Raw genomic sequence first — 18,387 nt, forward strand, 5'->3', positions numbered from 1 at the left:
AAAGGCTTGTCAGTGAGCACCGAAGCGTACGTGTACGACGCGATCCGCACCCCGCGCGGCCGCGGCAAGGCGAACGGCGCCCTGCACGGCACGAAGCCCATCGACCTGGTGGTCGGACTCATCCACGAGATCCGCGACCGCTTCCCGGACCTCGACCCGGCCGCCATCGACGACGTCGTGCTCGGTGTCGTCGGCCCGGTCGGCGACCAGGGTTCCGACATCGCGCGGATCGCCGCGATCGCCGCCGGACTGCCGGACACGGTCGCCGGCGTACAGGAGAACCGCTTCTGTGCGTCCGGCCTGGAAGCCGTCAACATGGCCGCCGCCAAGGTCCGCTCGGGCTTCGAGGACCTCGTCCTCGCGGGCGGCGTCGAGTCGATGTCCCGGGTGCCGATGGCCTCGGACGGCGGCGCCTGGTTCAACGACCCGATGACCAACCTGGCCGTCAACTTCGTGCCGCAGGGCATCGGCGCCGACCTGATCGCCACCATCGAGGGCTTCTCCCGCCGGGACGTGGACGAGTACGCGGCGCTCTCCCAGGAGCGCGCGGCGGCGGCCGTCAAGGAGGGCCGCTTCGACCGCTCCGTCGTCCCCGTGAAGGACCGTGCGGGCCTCGTCGTCCTCGACCACGACGAGCACCTGCGGCCCGGCACCACCGCCGACTCCCTCGCCAAGCTGAAGCCGTCCTTCGCCGACATCGGCGAGCTGGGCGGTTTCGACGCGGTCGCCCTGCAGAAGTACCACTGGGTCGAGAAGATCGACCACGTCCACCACGCGGGCAACTCCTCCGGCATCGTCGACGGCGCCTCCCTGGTCGCCATCGGCTCGAAGGAGATCGGCGAGCGCTACGGCCTCACCCCGCGCGCGCGGATCGTCTCCGCCGCCGTCTCCGGCTCGGAGCCGACCATCATGCTCACCGGCCCGGCCCCCGCCACCCGCAAGGCCCTCGCCAAGGCCGGCCTCACCATCGACGACATCGACCTGGTCGAGATCAACGAGGCGTTCGCGGCGGTCGTGCTGCGCTTCGTGAAGGACATGGGCCTGTCCCTGGACAAGGTCAACGTCAACGGCGGCGCCATCGCGCTGGGCCACCCCCTCGGCGCGACCGGCGCGATGATCCTCGGCTCGCTCGTCGACGAACTGGAGCGCCAGGACAAGCGCTACGGCCTCGCCACCCTGTGCGTGGGCGGCGGCATGGGCATCGCCACCATCGTCGAGCGCGTCTGACATCCCCGCGGAACCAAGAGACCTCACGGAGACACGAGCCATGACCGAGAGCACCACCATCCGCTGGGAACAGGACGACACCGGCGTCGTCACCCTCGTCCTGGACGACCCCGACCAGTCCGCCAACACCATGAACGCGGCCTTCGCCGCGTCCCTCGCCGCCGTCACCGACCGCCTGGAGGCCGAGCAGGACTCCGTCCGGGGCATCATCTTCACCTCGGCCAAGAAGACGTTCTTCGCCGGTGGCGACCTGCGCGACCTCATCCGGGTCACCCCCGAGACCGCCCAGGACCTCTTCGACGGCGGCCTCGCCCTCAAGCGCAACCTGCGCCGCATCGAGACCCTCGGCAAGCCGGTCGTCGCCGCCATCAACGGCGCGGCCCTCGGCGGCGGCTACGAACTCGCCCTCGCCTGCCACCACCGCGTCGCCCTCGACACCCCCGGCACCAAGATCGGCTGCCCCGAGGTCACCCTGGGCCTCCTCCCGGGCGGCGGCGGAGTCGTCCGCACGGTCCGCCTCCTCGGCATCGCCGACGCCCTGCTGAAGGTCCTCCTCCAGGGCACCCAGTACAACGCCACGCGCGCGTTGCAGAACGGCCTGATCCACGAGGTGGCCCAGTCGCCGGAGGACCTGCTGGCCAAGGCCCGCGCGTTCATCGACGCCAACCCCGAGTCGCAGCAGCCCTGGGACAAGCCGGGCTACCGGATCCCCGGCGGCACGCCCGCCAACCCGAAGTTCGCCGCCAACCTGCCGGCCTTCCCGGCGACCCTGCGCAAGCAGACCAACAACGCCCCCTACCCGGCGCCGCGCCGCATCCTCGCCGCCGCCGTCGAGGGCAGCCAGGTCGACTTCGAGACCGCCCAGGTCATCGAGGCCCGCTACTTCGTGGAGCTGGCCGCCGGGCAGATCTCGAAGAACATGATCCAGGCGTTCTTCTTCGACCTCCAGGCCGTCAACTCCGGCGCCAACCGGCCGCAGGGCATCGAACCCCGCAAGGTCACCAGGGTGGCCGTCCTCGGCGCGGGCATGATGGGCGCCGGCATCGCCTACTCGTGCGCCCGCGCGGGCATCGACGTCGTCCTCAAGGACGTCTCCGCCGAGGCCGCCCAGAAGGGCAAGGGCTACTCCGAGAAGCTCTGCGCCAAGGCCGTCGCCAAGGGCCGCACCAGCCAGGAGAAGGCGGACGCGCTGCTCGCCCGGATCACGCCCACCGCCGACCCGCAGGACCTGGCCGGCTGCGACGCGGTCATCGAGGCCGTCTTCGAGGACACCGCCCTCAAGCACAAGGTCTTCCAGGAGATCGAGACCGTCGTCGCCCCCGACGCCCTGCTCTGCTCCAACACCTCCACGCTCCCCATCACCGCCCTCGCCGAGGGCGTCGAGCGCCAGGCCGACTTCATCGGCCTGCACTTCTTCTCGCCCGTCGACAAGATGCCGCTCGTCGAGATCATCAAGGGCGAGCGCACCGGCGACGAGGCCCTGGCCCGCGCCTTCGACCTGGTCCGGCAGATCAACAAGACGCCCATCGTCGTCAACGACTCGCGCGGCTTCTTCACCTCCCGGGTCATCGGCCACTTCATCAACGAGGGCGTCGCCATGGTCGGCGAGGGCATCGAGCCCGCCTCCGTCGAGCAGGCGGCCGCCCAGGCCGGCTACCCGGCCAAGGTGCTCTCCCTGATGGACGAGCTGACCCTCACCCTGCCGCAGAAGATCCGCCGCGAGTCGCGGCGGGCCGTCGAGGAGGCCGGCGGCACCTGGACCGCGCACCCCGCCGAGGCCGTCATCGACCGCATGGTCGACGAGTTCGGCCGCCCCGGCCGCAGCGGGGGAGCGGGCTTCTACGACTACGCCGAGGACGGCAGCCGCGCCGCGCTCTGGCCCGGCCTGCGCGAGCACTTCACGAAGCCCGGCCACGAGATCCCGTTCCGGGACATGCAGGAGCGCATGCTCTTCTCCGAGGCCCTCGACACCGTCCGCCTCGTCGAGGAGGGCGTCCTCACCTCGGTCGCCGACGCCAACATCGGCTCCCTCTTCGGCATCGGCTTCCCCGGCTGGACCGGCGGCGTCCTGCAGTACATCAACGGCTACGAGGGGGGCCTGCCCGGCTTCGTGGCACGCGCGCGTGAACTCGCCGAGACCTACGGCGAGCGGTTCACCCCGCCCGCGCTGCTGGTCGAGAAGGCGGAGAAGGGGGAGACCTTCACGGACGGCCGCTGAGCCGGCGCCGAGCCGCGTGCGCGGAGCGGACCCTCCTCAGGACCCGTCTGCGGAGCCGTCGAGCCACTGGTGCACCTCCGCGCTGAGCGACCGCTGGAAGGCGGTCAGCAGTGCCTGGACCACCAGTGGCTGCATGTGCGCGGACAGCGACTTCACGTCCGCCTCGGTCCGCTCCGCCACCTCGGCCCGGAAGAGCTGGGACAGCTCCCGCGCGGCCGCCCGCGCGTGCTCGCTCAGGACCGTGCGTGCGGCCAGGATCGCCTTCTCGGACAGCGGGACGTCGAGGAGCTGCACGGCGAGCCGGAGCAGGCCGGGGTCGATGCGGTAGCCGTCCCCGGCGGGCCGTACGACGTCCATGGCGACGAGCCGTTCGAGGTCCTCCGCGTCCAGCGGCCGCCCGGCCCGCCGCCGCAGCTCGCCGGCCGTCACGGTCTCCTCGGTGTCCGGCGCCCAGGAGGCCACCACGGCCCGGTGGATGGCCAGGTCGTGGTGGCTCAGGCCGGGCGGCAGCTGCCTCAGGTAGCGCTCGATCGCCGCCAGCGTCATGCCCTGGTGCTGCAGCTCCTCGATCAGCGCCAGCCTGGCCAGATGGTCCCGCCCGTAGTGGCCCACCCGGCGCGGACCGATCACCGGAGGCGGCAGCAGCCCCTTGGTGCCGTAGAAGCGGACCGTGCGGACTGTGGTGCCGGCCCGCGCGGCCAGTTCGTCGATCGTGAGCGCCGGGTCCGTGGAATCTCCGTCGGTGTCGGTCGTCATGTGCAGCAGTATCGCTGTCACACCGGCACTGTGACACCGGACGGTGACCGAGATGTGTTCGTCCGATGTTCATCTTCACGCCAAGATTGTGACCTTGTGAGAATTGCCGCTCTGTGATCTGCGCCATCGCGTACCGCCTGGTGTCCGGGGGAAAGTGGCGTTTGGTCTGTGCACTCCACCGAGCGCGCCGACCGACTACATCCGGACACCCGGCGTGACCCGCTCGGGCGCACCAGAGAGTGGAACCCCCCTGTGAGCAAGGACTCCGTGGACACGGCACAGGCTGCCGCCACCCGGACCGACGCGGCCCAGGCGCCCGTGGACGCGGGTGACGCCGGCTACAGCAAGGGCCTCAAGGCCCGCCACGTCAACATGATCGCCATCGGCGGCGCGATCGGCACCGGCCTCTTCCTGGGTGCCGGCGGCCGTCTGCACAACGCGGGCCCGGCCCTCGCCCTCGCCTACCTGGTCTGCGGCATCTTCGCCTTCTTCGTGGTCCGCGCCCTCGGCGAGCTGGTCCTCTACCGGCCCTCCTCCGGCTCCTTCGTGTCGTACGCGCGCGAGTTCCTCGGCGAGAAGGGCGCGTACGTCGCCGGCTGGATGTACTTCCTGAACTGGTCGACCACCGGCATCGCCGACATCACCGCGATCGCGCTCTACACCCACTACTGGAGCATGTTCACGAGCATTCCCCAGTGGACGCTCGCGCTGGTCGCCCTCGCCGTCGTCGTGGCGGTGAACCTGATCTCGGTGAAGATCTTCGGCGAGATGGAGTTCTGGTTCGCGATCATCAAGGTCGCCACCCTCGTCGGCTTCATGCTGATCGGCATCTTCCTGCTCGCCACCCAGCACAAGGTCGACGGACAGACCCCCGGCGTGAGCGTCATCGGCGACCACGGCGGCGTCCTGCCGCACGGGCTGATGCCGGTCGTCCTGGTCATGCAGGGCGTGATCTTCGCGTACGCGGCCCTGGAGCTGGTCGGCGTCGCGGCGGGCGAGACCGCCGAGCCCGAGAAGGTCGTCCCGCGCGCGGTGAACTCGATCATGTGGCGCGTCGGCCTCTTCTACGTCGGCTCGGTCGTCCTCCTGGCCCTCCTCCTCCCCGGCTCGGTCTACTCGGCCGACGAGAGCCCCTTCGTCACCGTCCTCTCCAAGATCGGCGTCTCGGGCGCCGGTGACGTGATGAACCTGGTGGTCCTCACCGCGGCGATGTCCTCCCTCAACTCCGGCCTCTACTCCACGGGCCGCATCCTGCGCTCCATGGCGGTGGCCGGTTCGGCCCCGAAGTTCACCGCACGCATGAACCGCAGCCAGGTGCCCTACGGCGGCATCCTGCTGACCTGCGCGGTCTGCGTGCTCGGTGTCGGTCTGAACTACCTGGTGCCCAGCCAGGCCTTCGAGATCGTGCTGAACGTCGCCTCCCTCGGCATCATCAGCACCTGGGTGATCATCATGCTCTGCCACCTGGTCTTCGTCCGCCGCGCGAGGGCCGGCCTGGTCGAGCGCCCGGCGTTCCGCCTCCGCTTCAGCCCGGCGACCGAGATCACCACCATCGCCTTCCTGCTGGTCTGCCTCGGCATGATGTGGAACGACCCCGACGTCGGCCGCAAGACCCTCCTGCTCATCCCGGTGATCGCCGCCCTCCTGGTGGCCGGCTGGTTCGGCGTCCGCCGCCGGGTCTCCCAGGCGGCCGACAAGGAGCTGACCCAGCTCACGAAGTAGCAGCTCGGCGCTGTTGTCAGTGGCATCGCCTACGGTGGCGTCATGGGGGAGATCACATACATCCGAGGCGACGCCACCACCCCGTCGGGCAAGGGCGTCAAGGTCATCGCCCACGTCTGCAACGACCTGGGCGGCTGGGGAAAGGGCTTCGTGCTGGCCCTCTCCCGCCGCTGGCCCGAGCCCGAGAAGGCCTACCGAGCCTGGCACCGCGACCGGGCGAACAACGACTTCGGCCTGGGCGCCGTCCAGCTGGTCCAGGTCGAGCGCTACATCTGGGTGGCCAACATGATCGGCCAGCGGGGGACCAGGACCGGCAGCAAGGGCGTACCGGTCCGGTACGAGGCGATCGACACGGCGCTGGCCAAGCTCGCCGACGAGGCGCTCGAACGCGGCGCGTCCGTGCACATGCCCCGCATCGGCTGCGGCCTGGCGGGCGGAAAGTGGTCCCGGATCGAGCCGCTGATAGCGGAGCGGCTGGTGGCCCGCCGAATCCCGGTCACCGTGTACGACCACGGCCAGGACAGCGCCCCGTAAGGGGCGCGGGGAACTGCGCGACCAGCCACAACGGACCCGCAGCCCCCCACTCACCGCACCGGGCACCCCCTCAGTGCACGTCGTTCGTAGCCTCGATCCGCTTCCACGACTTCGGCTGCACCGGAGCCACCACGGCCCTGAACGCAGACGCAGGCGCCGCCGGCTTGGCCGGCTGGAACAGCCACGCGTCGAACAGCCCGGACAGCGACTTCCCCGACACCTTCTCCGCATACTCCTCGAAGTCGGCCACGGACGCGTTCCCGTACGCGTGCTCCTTCGGCCACCCCTTCAGGATCGCGAAGAACGCGTCGTCCCCGACCGCGTTCCGCAGCGCCTGGACCGCCAGCGCCCCCCGGTCGTAGACAGCGATGTCGAACTGGTCGTCGGGACCGGGATCCCCCGGCTTCACCGTCCAGAACGCGTCGTCGGCCGGATGCGACGCGTACACGTAGTCGGCCAGCTCCTGCGTCGTGCCCTCGCCCTCGTGCTCCGACCACAGCCACTGCGCATAGCGGGCGAACCCCTCGTTGAGCCAGATGTCCTTCCAGCCCTTGAGGGAGACGTCATCGCCGTACCACTGGTGGGCCAGCTCGTGCACGACCACCGACGTGTTGGAACCGTTCGCGAACTGCTTCGGGCTGTAGTAGACGCGGGTCTGCGTCTCCAGCGCGTACCCGGTGGTGGTGTTCGGCACGTACCCGCCGGCCGAGTCGAAGGGATACGGCCCGAAGTAGCCGGAGAGCCAGTCGACGAGCTCCCCGGTGCGTTCCACGCTCGCCCGGGCCGCCCCGTCGTTGTCGCCGAGGTCCTTGCTGTAGGCGTTGACGACCGGCACCCCGCCCTCGGAGGTGCTCGTCGTGATGTCGAACTTCCCGACGGCCAGGGTGGTCAGGTAGGTCGCCTGCGGCTTGTTCTGCCGCCAGTTGTACCGGGTCCAGCCGAGCTTCGAACTCGTCGACTGGAGAGAGCCGTTGGAGATGACCTGGGTGCCGTCGGGGACGGCCACCGACACGTCGTAGGTCGCCTTGTCCAGCGGGTGGTCGTTGCTCGGGTACCACCACCAGGCGGCCTCGGGCTCGTCCGCCGCGACCGCACCGTCCGGGGTGCGGTGCCAGGTGTTGAAGCCGTACGCGCTCTTGGTCGACGGCACCCCGCTGTAGCGGACGACGACGGTGACCTGCGTGCCCTTGGCCAGCGGCGACTTCGGGGTGACGACCAGTTCGTGCTGACCGGACGTGGCGAAGCCCGCCTTCACCCCGTTCACCCGTACCTCGCTGACGTCCAGCAGGAAGTCCAGGTCGAAGCTGGACAGGTCCTGCGTGGTCCGCGCCAGGATCGTCGCCGTACCGGACAGCTCGTCGGTGGCCGGCTGGTACTGCAGGCGGAGGTCGTAGTGGGAGACGTCGTAACCGCCGTTGCCGTAGTACGGGTAGTAGGGGTCGCCGATGCCCGGTGCGCCCGGGCTGTAGCTCGCGGCCGATGCCGGGATCGCCAGCAGCAGGGAGGCCGCCGCGAGGGCGCCCGGCGCGAGGATTCTGCGGTGCACGAGAACTCCAAGTCGGTAGGGGGCCGAGGCGCGTCCGCCGCACCGCGACGGGACGCCCCAAGTCGATGGAGCACGAAACTGTTCGGAGCCTATTCAGTCCCTGTGTCACCTGGCCTGTCCATGGCACCTGCTGTCACACGATCGCCATTCGGCCGTAATCCGCCCTGACGGTCCCCCAGATGCCCCCTTCTGCACGGGAGTTGACCCGGGTAGCGTCCGCCCCATGCCGAAACGCACGCGCTTCACGATCTGGAGACCGCTCGCCGTCGCGGCCGTCGCCGCCCTGATCGCCGCCTTCCTCACCCCGGCCGCGGCCCAGGCTTCCGGCGCCCTTCGCGAGAGCCAACCCGTCTACTCGTACGCCAACGCCATCCGCGAGGCCGTCTGGGTGGACACCGGCCTCGACTCCGACGGCGACGGGAAGACCGACCGGGTCGCCGCCGACATCGTCCGGCCCTCCGAACCCGCCGCGCAGGGCCGCAAGGTGCCGGTCATCATGGACGCCAGCCCCTACTACTCCTGCTGCGGACGCGGCAACGAGAGCCAGCTGAAGACGTACGACGCGGCTGGGAACGTCGTCCAGATGCCGCTCTTCTACGACAACTACTTCGTGCCCCGCGGCTACGCCGTCGTCGGCGTCGACCTGGCCGGCACCAACCGCTCCGACGGCTGCGTGGACGTCGGCGGCCGCTCCGACATCCAGTCCGCGAAGGCCGTCGTCGACTGGCTCAACGGCCGCGCCAAGGCCTACAGCAGCCGCACCGGAACCACCACCGTCAAGGCGAGCTGGACCAACGGCAGGACCGGCATGATCGGCAAGAGCTGGGACGGCACCATCGCCAACGGCGTGGCCGCCACCGGCGTCAAGGGGCTCAGAACGATCGTCCCGATCAGCGCCATCTCCTCCTGGTACGACTACTACTTCGCCCAGGGCGCCCCGCTCTACGACTCGGGCCCGGACTGGCTGGCGGGCGCCGTGGAGAGCGACGCCGCTTACGCGAAGTGCGGTGCCGTCCAGCAGAAACTGGTCGACGGCGCCCCGCGCAGCGGCGACTGGACCGGCCTGTGGACCGAGCGCGACTACGTCAAGGACGCTGCCAAGGTGACGGCCAGCGTCTTCCTCGTGCACGGCATGCAGGACCTCAACGTCCGCACCAAGCACTTCGGCCAGTGGTGGGACGCCCTCGCCAAGAACGGCGTCGAGCGCAAGATCTGGCTCTCCCAGACCGGGCACGTCGACCCCTTCGACTACCGGCGCGGCGCCTGGGTCGACACCCTGCACCGGTGGTTCGACCACGAACTCCTCGGCTACGACAACGGCATCGACCGTGAGCCGATGGCCGACATCGAGCGCCACCCCGACCAGTGGGTGACCTCCTCCGTCTGGCCGCCGCGCGGCACGCAGACCACCACCCTGCGCCCCGCCACCGGCACCCGGGCGGGCGTCGGCACCCTCGGCCTGCACAAGGGCTCCGGCACCGAGACGTTCACCGACGACCCGCAGCAGAGCGAGACCGACTGGGCCGCGCAACTCGCCACCCCGACCTCGGACAAGGCCGGCTTCCTCACCGCCCCGCTCACCCGGGACCTGCGGCTGTCCGGCTCGTCGAAGGTGACCGTCACCGCCACCCCGACCACCTCGACGGCCCACCTGACCGCCGTCCTGGTCGACCTCGGCCCGGACACCGTCCGGGACTACGCCGACGCCGCCGAGGGCATCACCACCCTCACCGACCGCACCTGCTGGGGCGAGAGCACGGCAGGCGACAGCGCCTGCTTCCTGAAGACGGCGGCGAAGACCAAGGCCGTCGACTACACCGTCTTCAGCCGCGGCTGGGCCGACCTCGGCACCTACGCCGACCCCGGCAAGGGCGTCCCGCTCACCCCGGGCAAGGCCTACACGATCACGCTCGACCTGGCGGCCACCGACCACGTCGTACCCAAGGGCCACCGTCTGGCGCTGATCGTCGCCGGTACGGACAAGGACCTCATCGACCCGCCGTCCACCACCCCGACGCTCAGCGTGGACCTGTCCCGTACGACGGCCAGGGTCCCGCTGGTCGGCGGCGCGGCCGCGTTCACCCGCGCCACCTCCGCCCGCTGGACCGCCCCCGAGGCGAGGACCCTGCACGGCCTGCGCGTCCCGCGCACCGTCCAGCGCGTCCCCGCGGGCTGACCGCTCAGGCGGCCGGGCCGGTGTCCACCAGCCCGGCCGCCTCCCGAGCACATCCCCAGGCGACCGTGACCCCGGCCCCGCCGTGCCCGTAGTTGTGGACCAGCACCCCGCCGTCGGGCCGCAGTTCGTGCTCCAGGCGGACCGCCGGGCGGTACGGCCGCAACCCCACCCGGTGGGCCAGCACCCGCGCCCCGGCGATCTCCGGCCGGACCTCGGCACAGCGCGCCACGATCCCGGCCGCCGCCTCGGGATCCGGCTCCAGCGACCAGGCGCCCTCCTCCGCCGTCCCGCCGAGCAGCAGCCCCCCGGGCTGCGGGAAGAAGTAGGCGGACGCACCCCCCGCCACCTCGTCGGACGTGTACCAGGTGGTGATGCCCGGGTTCTCCACCACTACCAGTTGCCCGCGCACCGGACGCACCGCCGGATCCGGGACCAGGGAACGGGCCCCGAGCCCGGTGCAGTTGACCACGACCGGCGCGGGCACCTCGTCCAGCGCGCCCACCGTCCGCTCCTCGACCGTCCCGCCCGCGCGCTCCAACCGCTTTTGCAGCCATGTCAGATGGACCGGCATGTCGATCAACGGCAGCCGGGCCGCCAGCCCTTCCGCGGTCTCGGCAAGCCCCGGCACCCGGGCCGCCCACGCACCCAGCCCGTCCAGCCGCAGGCCGCCGTGTACGCCCTCGACCAGGCGTACGCCCGTCTCCTCCGGGCGCGCCGCCAGCGCCTCGTACACGACAAGGGAGGCGAGCGACCATTCCCCGACCAGCGTCTCCGGCTCGATGCGGTACGGCCACCACAGCGCGCCGGCGACCGCCGAGGTCGTACGCCCGCCGGTCTCCCGGGCCCACACCCGCACCCGGCGCCCGCTCTCGGCCAGCACCACCGCCGTGGTCAGACCGACCACCCCACCACCGACCACGATCAGTTCGTCACTCAGCTCAGGCTGCACACCGTGACGTTAGCGGAATATGTCATGCCGCGCTCAGATCGTCCCGCTCTGGGGATACTCACAGCATGTCTGCCGCATACGCGACCTTCGGCCTGGCCCCGGCGACGCGCGCCGGCGGTGTCCGCGCCGACGGCGGCTACCAGCTCCACCGGAACTTCGTGGACTTCGTCGTCGACGGCCACCCGCTGCTGTTCCAGCTCTCCGACCTGGACGCCGTCTCCCCGCTCGCCTCCGACGTCCCGCCCGCGATCTTCACCGCCCAGGTCCGCAGCCTCCTACTGGAGTCCGAGCCCCCACTGCCCGACGGCCGGTACGTCGTCTACGGCTGCCCCGAGTGCCAGGACCTGGCCTGCGGCGCGGTCACCGCCGTCATCGAACACGACGGCGACGACTACATCTGGCGGGACTTCGCCTGGCAGACCTCCGAACACGCCGACCTGGAGCTCAACGGCTACCACGGCATCGGCCCGTTCCGCTTCCATGGCCCCGAGTACCGCGAGGCCCTCGGTGCGCTCCTGGCCGACTCCGGCCCGCCGCCCGGCCGCCGGGTGCTGCTGATCGGCGCCCGTGTCGCCCTCCTCGCCAAACTGGCCGCGGCCCTGCGCACCATCGGCATCGGCGCCGACATCACCCGCGACGCCGACGGCGTGCCCGCAGAGGAGCTCCGCGGCTACGCGGCCGTCGCCTTCGGCCCCGCGGCCGGCGAGGCCGAGCGGACCGCCGTACGCCAGGCGTTCGAGCGCGCGGGCGTCGAGGTGGCCTACGTCGAAGGACTCGCGCCGATCGTCCCGCTGCTCGTCGCCCAGATCGAACACGCCCTCGACCGCAGCCCGCTCCCGCAGCGCCGGCTGGCCGCTCTGGCCGCCGCCGACGGCACCGCCGGCGTCGAGGTCACCTCGCCCTGCCGGGTCCGGCTCACGTCGTACCGCCTCGACCGCCTCTCCCGCCCCCGTACCAACGAGCTCTTCGACGGCGTCCTGGAACCCGGCAGCCACCGCATCCCGCTGGACGACAGGGCGGCCAGGGGCGGCTCCTACGTCGTGGCCCGCACCTCCGGGAGCGTGCTGGTGGCCGCCCTGGAGCGCTGACCGGGGCAGAACGGGGCTGAGGACGGGCTGCCCGGCGCATTAGGATCGGCGTTCTGATGACTGCCACCCTCGTCGCCAAGAACCTCGCCGCCGGGCACGGCGACCGCTCGCTCTTCTCCGGGCTCGACCTCGTCGTCGCGCCCGGTGACGTGATCGGTCTGGTCGGTGCCAACGGCGCGGGCAAGTCCACCCTGCTCCGGCTGCTCGCCGGGCTCACCGCCCCCGAGCAGGGCGAACTGCGCCTCTCCCCGCCGACCGCGACCGTCGGCCACCTGCCGCAGGAGCCGGAGCGGCGGCCCGGCGAGACCGTCCGCGCCTTCCTCGCCCGGCGCACCGGGGTCGCCGAGGCACAGCGCGTGATGGACGAGGCGACCCAGGCCCTGGTGGACGGAGCACCGGGCGCCGACGACGCCTACGCCGTCAGCCTGGAGCGTTGGCTGGACCTCGGCGGCGCCGACCTGGAGGAGCGCGCCGACGACATCGCCGACTCCCTCGGCCTGGCCGTCGACCTCGACCAGCCGATGACCTCCCTCTCCGGCGGCCAGGCCGCCCGCGCCGGCCTCGCCTCCCTGCTCCTGTCCCGCTACGACGTCTTCCTCCTCGACGAGCCCACCAACGACCTCGACCTGGACGGCCTGGAGCGCCTCGAACGGTTCGTGACCGGCCTGCGCGCCGGCACGGTCGTCGTCAGCCACGACCGTGAGTTCCTCACCCGCACGGTCACCAAGGTCCTCGAACTCGACCTCGCCCAGCAGCAGATCCACCTCTACGGCGGCGGCTACGGCGCCTACCTGGAGGAACGCGACGTGGCCCGCCGGCACGCCCGCGAGGACTACGAGGAGTACGCCGACAAGAGGGCCGCCCTCCAGGACCGGGCCCAGATGCAGCGTTCCTGGATGGACAAGGGCGTCAAGAACGCCCGGCGCAAGGCATCCAACGACAACGACAAGATCGGCCGCAAGTTCCGCAGCGAGGCCAGCGAGAAGCAGGCCGCCAAGGCCCGCCAGACGCAGCGCATGATCGAACGCCTCGAGGTCGTCGAGGAGCCCCGCAAGGAGTGGGAACTCCGCATGGAGATCGCGGCGGCCCCACGCTCCGGCGCCGTCGTCGCCACCCTGCGGGACGCGGAGGTACGGCGCGGCGACTTCACGTTCGGCCCGGTCTCCCTCCAGATCGACTGGGCGGACCGGGTCGCGGTGACCGGCGCCAACGGCGCGGGCAAGTCGACGCTGCTCGCCGCGCTGCTGGGCCGGGTGGAGCTGGACGCCGGACAGGCGGCCCTCGGCCCGGGCGTCCTGGTCGGCGAGGTCGACCAGGCCCGCGAGCTCTTCCACGGCACCGAGTCCCTGCTGGACGCCTTCTGCGCGGCCGTCCCGGACACCGAACCGGTCGAAGTACGCACCCTGCTGGCCAAGTTCGGCCTCAAACAGGACCACGTGCTCCGGTCGGCGGCCACCCTCTCCCCGGGCGAACGCACCCGAGCGGCCCTGGCCCTCCTCCAGGGCCGCGGCGTCAACCTCCTGATCCTGGACGAGCCGACGAACCACCTCGACCTCCCCGCGATCGAGCAGCTGGAGTCCGCCCTCGACACCTACGAGGGCACCCTCCTCCTGGTCACCCACGACCGCCGCATGCTGGACGCGGTCCGCGTGACCCGCCGCCTGGAGGTCGCGTCGGGCAAGGTGACGGAACGCTGAAAGCGCCTCCGAACGGGCGCGGGACTGTGTCGACATGCGGCTCCGCCTCGTGGGCGCGAGCAACCACAACGCACCAGCAGCCGACCGACGACCCGACCCGGCCCCCACATACCCCGGCAGGAGACTGGCCATGAGCACATCGCCGAAGCGGTCGGCCCCGCGGATCGTGAACGAACAGGACGTCCTCGCCCAACTGCGCGGCACCCAGGACCGCATCGCCGACGCGATCACCGCCTTCGCCGGCACCATGACGTTCGTCTACCTGCACGCCCTGTGGTTCGCGGTGTGGATCGTCTGCAACGAGGGCGTGTTCGGCGAAGGCGCGATCTGGGACCCGTTCCCCTTCGGCCTGCTCACCATGATCGTCAGCCTGGAGGCGATCTTCCTGTCCACCTTCGTGATGGTGAGCCAGAACCGCCAGGCCGCCCGCGAGAACGTCCGCGCCGACCTGGACTTCGAGACCAACGTGCGCTCGGAGGTGTGGTCCATCCACATGGGCCGCGCCCTCGGCATCGACCCCGTGGAGGTCGAGAAGCGCGTCCAGGAACTGCTCGCGGAGAACCGCGCCCGGATGAACGGCACCGCCCAGCCGCCGAAGGAGACGTGATCCGTCAGGCGGTGACGTCGAGCCTGCCGTCGCAGGGGGAGACAGGGGGAGCGGGTGCCGGCGTCAGTGGACGGGAGCCGCCGGGCAGGCGGCTGTCCACGCTGTGGGCGGCACTCACTGCCTGACCTGTCTCAGTAGCCGTGAGCCCTCATGGGACGCGCACAGGTGCGACGCCGAGTTGGCATGCTCCTTTCGCCTCGGGGTCACCGACCGCCTCGCCCTGCCTCCTCGGCCGCCCGCTCCACGCGGTCCCGGTGCTCGGCCCAGGCCGCCGCGTCGCCGGGCGCCATGTTGGCACCGTTCACCCGCTGCCCCGTCGCGCCGTCGACGAGCTCGCGCACGATGTCGGCGTGACCGGCGTGCCGCTGGGTCTCGGCGACCATGTGGGTGAGGACGCGGTGGAGGGTGATCTCCTTCGGCGGGTCGACGGGCAGGCGACCGACCGCGTCCAGGGGAAGGGCGGCGATCGTCTCGTCCGAGTGGGTCCGGATCCGCTGGTACACGCCGACCAGCTCTTCACGCGTCTCGTCGGCCCGCGCCCACAGATCTCCGTTGGGTTCCGTGTCTCCGGTGAACCACAGCCGCGGTGCTCCGTCGAAGGGACGCCCGAACGCCGCCCCGAAGTACCAGGCCTCGGCACCGGCGAGATGCTTGACCAGGCCCAGCAGATTCGTGCCGGTGGGAGTCAGCGGCCGCCGGATGTCGTACTCGGACAGCCCCTCCAGCTTCCACACCAGCACGTCACGGGCGTCCTGGAGGTACGTATGAAGATCGGCCTTGAAGTCAGCTCCAGTCATGGAGCCAGTCTTCGGATCAGGAGATCGTTGTCCACGGAAATAGCCGGCGCGCGACGGTGCCGGCGAGGGAAACGCACCCCGTCGGGGGCGCCGGGAACCCCCGCCTGAAGGGGCCGGGGGAGGAACTGCGCGACCAGCCACGACGGACCCGCAGCTCCCCAGCACCCCCGAAGGCGCCGTCAGGACCCCGTCAGCGCTTCCCGTTCTTCCCGCCCAGCAACCCGGCCCGGCGCAGAGCATCGGCCATCGCACTGTTCGCCGGAGCGGGCGCGGACGCCTGACGAGCACCGCCCCCCTGCCGCTGCTGCTGTTGCCGCTGCTGCGGCGGACGCCCACCGCCACCCCGCTGCTGTTGCTGGCGGCGCTCACCGCCGGAGGCCACCGCCTCGTCGTCCAGCCGCAGCGTCAGCGAGATCCGCTTGCGCGGGATGTCCACGTCGAGGACCTTCACCTTGACGATGTCACCCGGCTTCACCACGTCCCGCGGGTCCTTGACGAACGTCTTGGACATCGCGGAGACATGGACCAGGCCGTCCTGGTGCACACCGACGTCGACGAACGCGCCGAACGCCGCCACGTTCGTCACGACCCCTTCCAGGACCATCCCCGAGGACAGGTCGGAGATCTTCTCGACGCCCTCCTTGAAGGTGGCCGTCTTGAACGCCGGACGCGGGTCGCGCCCCGGCTTCTCCAGCTCCTTGAGGATGTCGGTGACGGTCGGCAGACCGAACGTCTCGTCCACGAAGTCCGACGGCCGCAGCGAGCGCAGCGCCGCCGTGTTGCCGATGAGCGCGGCCACCTCCTGGCCCGACGTCTTCACCATCCGCCGGACGACGGGGTACGCCTCGGGGTGGACGCTCGACGCGTCCAGCGGGTCGTCGCCGCCGCGGATGCGCAGGAAGCCCGCACACTGCTCGTACGCCTTCGGGCCGAGCCGGGCCACGTTCTTCAGCTGGCCGCGGGAGGTGAACGGGCCGTTGGCGTCGCGGTGGGCGACGATGTTCTCGGCGAGTCCGGAGGTGATGCCGGAGACCCGGGCGAGGAGCGGGGCCGACGCCGTGTTGACGTCCACGCCCACGCCGTTCACACAGTCCTCGACCACCGCGTCCAGCGAACGGGACAGCTTCACCTCGGACAGGTCGTGCTGGTACTGGCCGACGCCGATCGACTTGGGGTCGATCTTCACCAGCTCGGCCAGGGGGTCCTGGAGCCGGCGGGCGATGGAGACGGCACCGCGCAGCGACACGTCCATGTCGGGCAGTTCCTGGGAGGCGAAGGCGGAGGCCGAGTACACGGACGCGCCGGCCTCGGACACCATCACCTTGGTGAGCTTCAGGTCCGGGTGCCTGGTGATGAGCTCACCGGCGAGCTTGTCGGTCTCGCGGGACGCCGTGCCGTTGCCGATCGCGACCAGGTCGACCGCGTGCTCCCTTGCGAGCCGGGCCAGCTTGGCGATCGCCTCGTCCCACTTGTTGGCCGGGACGTGCGGGTAGATGACGTCGGTGGCGACCACCTTGCCGGTGGCGTCGACGACGGCGACCTTCACACCGGTCCGGAAACCGGGGTCCAGGCCCAGCGTCGCGCGCGTGCCGGCCGGGGCGGCGAGCAGCAGGTCGCGCAGGTTCGCCGCGAACACGTTGACCGCCTCGTCCTCGGCGGCCGTGCGCAGCCGCAGCCGCAGGTCGATGCCGAGATGGACGAGGATCCGGGTGCGCCAGGCCCAGCGGACCGTGTCCGACAGCCACTTGTCGGCCGGCCGGCCCCGGTCGGCGATCCCGAACCTGTGCGCGACGATGCCCTCGAACGACGACGGGCCCTCGGTCGGCTCCTCCGGCTCCAGGACGAGGTCGAGGACCTCCTCCTTCTCGCCGCGGAGCATCGCCAGGATGCGGTGCGAGGGCAGCTCGGTGAACGGCTCGGCGAAGTCGAAGTAGTCGGCGAACTTCGCGCCCGCCTCCTCCTTGCCGTCCCGCACCTTCGCGGCGAGCCGACCGCGCACCCACATGCGTTCGCGCAGCTCACCGATGAGGTCGGCGTCCTCCGAGAAACGCTCGGTGAGGATCGCGCGGGCACCGTCCAGGGCGGCCTGCGGATCGGCGACACCCTTGCCGGCGTCGACGAAGGCGGCGGCGGCCGCCAGCGGTTCCACGCCCGGGTCCCCGAGCAGCCCCTCGGCCAGCGGCTCGAGACCGGCCTCCCGCGCGATCTGCGCCTTGGTCCGCCGCTTCGGCTTGTACGGCAGGTAGATGTCCTCCAGCCGCGCCTTGGTCTCAGCGCCCCGGATCTGCGCGTCCAGCTCGGCGGTGAGCTTGCCCTGCTCCCGCACCGACTCCAGGATCGCGGTCCGCCGCTCCTCCAGCTCCCGCAGGTAGCGCAGCCGCTCCTCGATCGTGCGCAGCTGCGCGTCGTCGAGCATCTCGGTCGCTTCCTTGCGGTAGCGGGCGATGAAGGGCACCGTCGAACCGCCGTCGAGCAGCTCCACGGCAGCCTTGACCTGCCGCTCCCGTACGCCGAGCTCCTCGGCGATCCTGCCTTCGATGGACCCTGGAACCAGGGACCCGGGTGTCGTCACGATCCCGTACCGCCTTCTCCACTGAGGTTGCGCCGCAATTGTGGCAGGTGACACCGACAACCGGGCCCCAGGGCGCCGTTCCACGACACGGACACACCTCGAATCCCCCGCACACCCGACGATCCATTCGCACACCCGAACGAACCAGACAAACGAATCGCCCCAACCCGCCACCCCTTCCCGACAATCCGCCCCCTCCCCACAACCCGCCCGCTCCCGGCGATCCGCCTCTCCCGACAACCCGCCCGCTCCGGGCGATCCGCCTCTCCCGACAACCCGCCCGCTCCGGGCGACCTGTCCGCTTCCGGCGGTCCGCCCGCTCCCGGCGGCCTGCCTGTTCCCGACAACCCGCCCGCTCCCGGCGACCTGTCCGCAGCCGGCGATCCGCCTGTTCCCGGCGTCTGTCCGCTTCCGGCGGTCCGCCCGCTCCGCCGGCCTGTCTGCTTCCGGCGATCCGCGCTCCCCCCATCCGCCGCAACGGCGCTCAGCCACGACGGC

General features: G+C 71.2%; 13 protein-coding genes. 8 read left to right on the forward strand and 5 right to left on the reverse strand.

The genetic code is table 11. From position 1 onward, the window contains the following. The first annotated feature begins 12 nt into the window (after window positions 1-12). Window positions 13-1,227, forward strand: coding sequence for an acetyl-CoA C-acetyltransferase (locus tag ACZ63F_RS31350; RefSeq protein WP_457696707.1), 1,215 nt, complete (start codon window positions 13-15; stop codon window positions 1,225-1,227). Between the two features lie 40 nt (window positions 1,228-1,267). Continuing rightward, a complete protein-coding gene (locus ACZ63F_RS31355; protein ID WP_469716041.1) occupies window positions 1,268-3,445 on the forward strand; it encodes a 3-hydroxyacyl-CoA dehydrogenase NAD-binding domain-containing protein in 2,178 nt (725 codons plus the stop codon). A gap of 36 nt (window positions 3,446-3,481) precedes the next feature. Here the strand turns inward: ACZ63F_RS31355 and ACZ63F_RS31360 are convergent, their stop codons facing one another. After that, window positions 3,482-4,201, reverse strand: a complete 720-nt coding sequence (locus ACZ63F_RS31360; protein ID WP_469716259.1) for a MerR family transcriptional regulator — start codon at window positions 4,199-4,201, stop codon at window positions 3,482-3,484. Window positions 4,202-4,453: 252 nt separating this feature from the next. Between ACZ63F_RS31360 and ACZ63F_RS31365 the strand changes: the two genes are divergently transcribed. Both ACZ63F_RS31365 and ACZ63F_RS31370 read left to right on the forward strand, forming a co-directional pair. Next, window positions 4,454-5,923, forward strand: coding sequence for an amino acid permease (locus ACZ63F_RS31365; RefSeq protein ID WP_469716043.1), 1,470 nt, complete (start codon window positions 4,454-4,456; stop codon window positions 5,921-5,923). 42 nt (window positions 5,924-5,965) lie between these two features. Beyond that, window positions 5,966-6,457: a macro domain-containing protein gene (locus tag ACZ63F_RS31370; RefSeq protein WP_469716045.1), complete on the forward strand. Its 492-nt coding sequence runs from the start codon at window positions 5,966-5,968 to the stop codon at window positions 6,455-6,457. Between the two features lie 70 nt (window positions 6,458-6,527). On the opposite strand, the gene ACZ63F_RS31375 is transcribed toward ACZ63F_RS31370, so the two are convergent. After that, window positions 6,528-8,003, reverse strand: a complete 1,476-nt coding sequence (locus ACZ63F_RS31375; protein ID WP_469716046.1) for a M1 family metallopeptidase — start codon at window positions 8,001-8,003, stop codon at window positions 6,528-6,530. A 223-nt stretch (window positions 8,004-8,226) separates the two neighbouring features. Between ACZ63F_RS31375 and ACZ63F_RS31380 the strand changes: the two genes are divergently transcribed. Then, the gene (locus tag ACZ63F_RS31380; RefSeq protein WP_469716048.1) at window positions 8,227-10,179 is read left to right on the forward strand and encodes a Xaa-Pro dipeptidyl-peptidase; all 1,953 of its coding nucleotides are present in this window, start codon (window positions 8,227-8,229) and stop codon (window positions 10,177-10,179) included. A 4-nt stretch (window positions 10,180-10,183) separates the two neighbouring features. Here ACZ63F_RS31380 and ACZ63F_RS31385 read toward each other — a convergent pair whose 3' ends face one another. Next, window positions 10,184-11,104, reverse strand: a complete 921-nt coding sequence (locus ACZ63F_RS31385) for an FAD-dependent oxidoreductase (protein WP_469716262.1) — start codon at window positions 11,102-11,104, stop codon at window positions 10,184-10,186. A gap of 89 nt (window positions 11,105-11,193) precedes the next feature. Here ACZ63F_RS31385 and ACZ63F_RS31390 point away from each other — a divergent pair, with 89 nt between their 5' ends. From ACZ63F_RS31390 to ACZ63F_RS31400, 3 genes are all read left to right on the forward strand, one after another. Next, window positions 11,194-12,216, forward strand: a complete 1,023-nt coding sequence (locus ACZ63F_RS31390) for an oxidoreductase (protein ID WP_469716050.1) — start codon at window positions 11,194-11,196, stop codon at window positions 12,214-12,216. Between the two features lie 56 nt (window positions 12,217-12,272). Beyond that, window positions 12,273-13,913: an ABC-F family ATP-binding cassette domain-containing protein gene (locus ACZ63F_RS31395; RefSeq protein ID WP_469716052.1), complete on the forward strand. Its 1,641-nt coding sequence runs from the start codon at window positions 12,273-12,275 to the stop codon at window positions 13,911-13,913. Window positions 13,914-14,043: 130 nt separating this feature from the next. Continuing rightward, window positions 14,044-14,520 carry a DUF1003 domain-containing protein gene (locus ACZ63F_RS31400; RefSeq protein ID WP_352360272.1) on the forward strand — a complete coding sequence of 159 codons (477 nt, stop codon included), beginning with the start codon at window positions 14,044-14,046 and terminating at the stop codon, window positions 14,518-14,520. A gap of 203 nt (window positions 14,521-14,723) precedes the next feature. On the opposite strand, the gene ACZ63F_RS31405 is transcribed toward ACZ63F_RS31400, so the two are convergent. Both ACZ63F_RS31405 and ACZ63F_RS31410 read right to left on the reverse strand, forming a co-directional pair. Then, entirely contained in the window at window positions 14,724-15,317 is a 594-nt protein-coding gene (locus tag ACZ63F_RS31405; protein WP_469716054.1) for a DinB family protein, read from the reverse strand. Window positions 15,318-15,507: 190 nt separating this feature from the next. Beyond that, the gene (locus ACZ63F_RS31410; RefSeq protein ID WP_469716056.1) at window positions 15,508-17,889 is read right to left on the reverse strand and encodes a Tex family protein; all 2,382 of its coding nucleotides are present in this window, start codon (window positions 17,887-17,889) and stop codon (window positions 15,508-15,510) included. Window positions 17,890-18,387: the final 498 nt, after the last annotated feature.

It is taken from the genome of Streptomyces sp. NPDC104761 (genome assembly GCF_055583445.1).

Coding starts and splice junctions, on each gene's coding strand:
- ACZ63F_RS31370 (WP_469716045.1), top strand. CDS start 5,966: ATGGGGGAGATCACATACATCCGAGGCGACGCCACCACCCCGTCGGGC.
- ACZ63F_RS31355 (WP_469716041.1), top strand. CDS start 1,268: ATGACCGAGAGCACCACCATCCGCTGGGAACAGGACGACACCGGCGTC.
- ACZ63F_RS31390 (WP_469716050.1), top strand. CDS start 11,194: ATGTCTGCCGCATACGCGACCTTCGGCCTGGCCCCGGCGACGCGCGCC.
- ACZ63F_RS31360 (WP_469716259.1), bottom strand. CDS start 4,201: ATGACGACCGACACCGACGGAGATTCCACGGACCCGGCGCTCACGATC.
- ACZ63F_RS31395 (WP_469716052.1), top strand. CDS start 12,273: ATGACTGCCACCCTCGTCGCCAAGAACCTCGCCGCCGGGCACGGCGAC.
- ACZ63F_RS31400 (WP_352360272.1), top strand. CDS start 14,044: ATGAGCACATCGCCGAAGCGGTCGGCCCCGCGGATCGTGAACGAACAG.
- ACZ63F_RS31405 (WP_469716054.1), bottom strand. CDS start 15,317: ATGACTGGAGCTGACTTCAAGGCCGATCTTCATACGTACCTCCAGGAC.
- ACZ63F_RS31380 (WP_469716048.1), top strand. CDS start 8,227: ATGCCGAAACGCACGCGCTTCACGATCTGGAGACCGCTCGCCGTCGCG.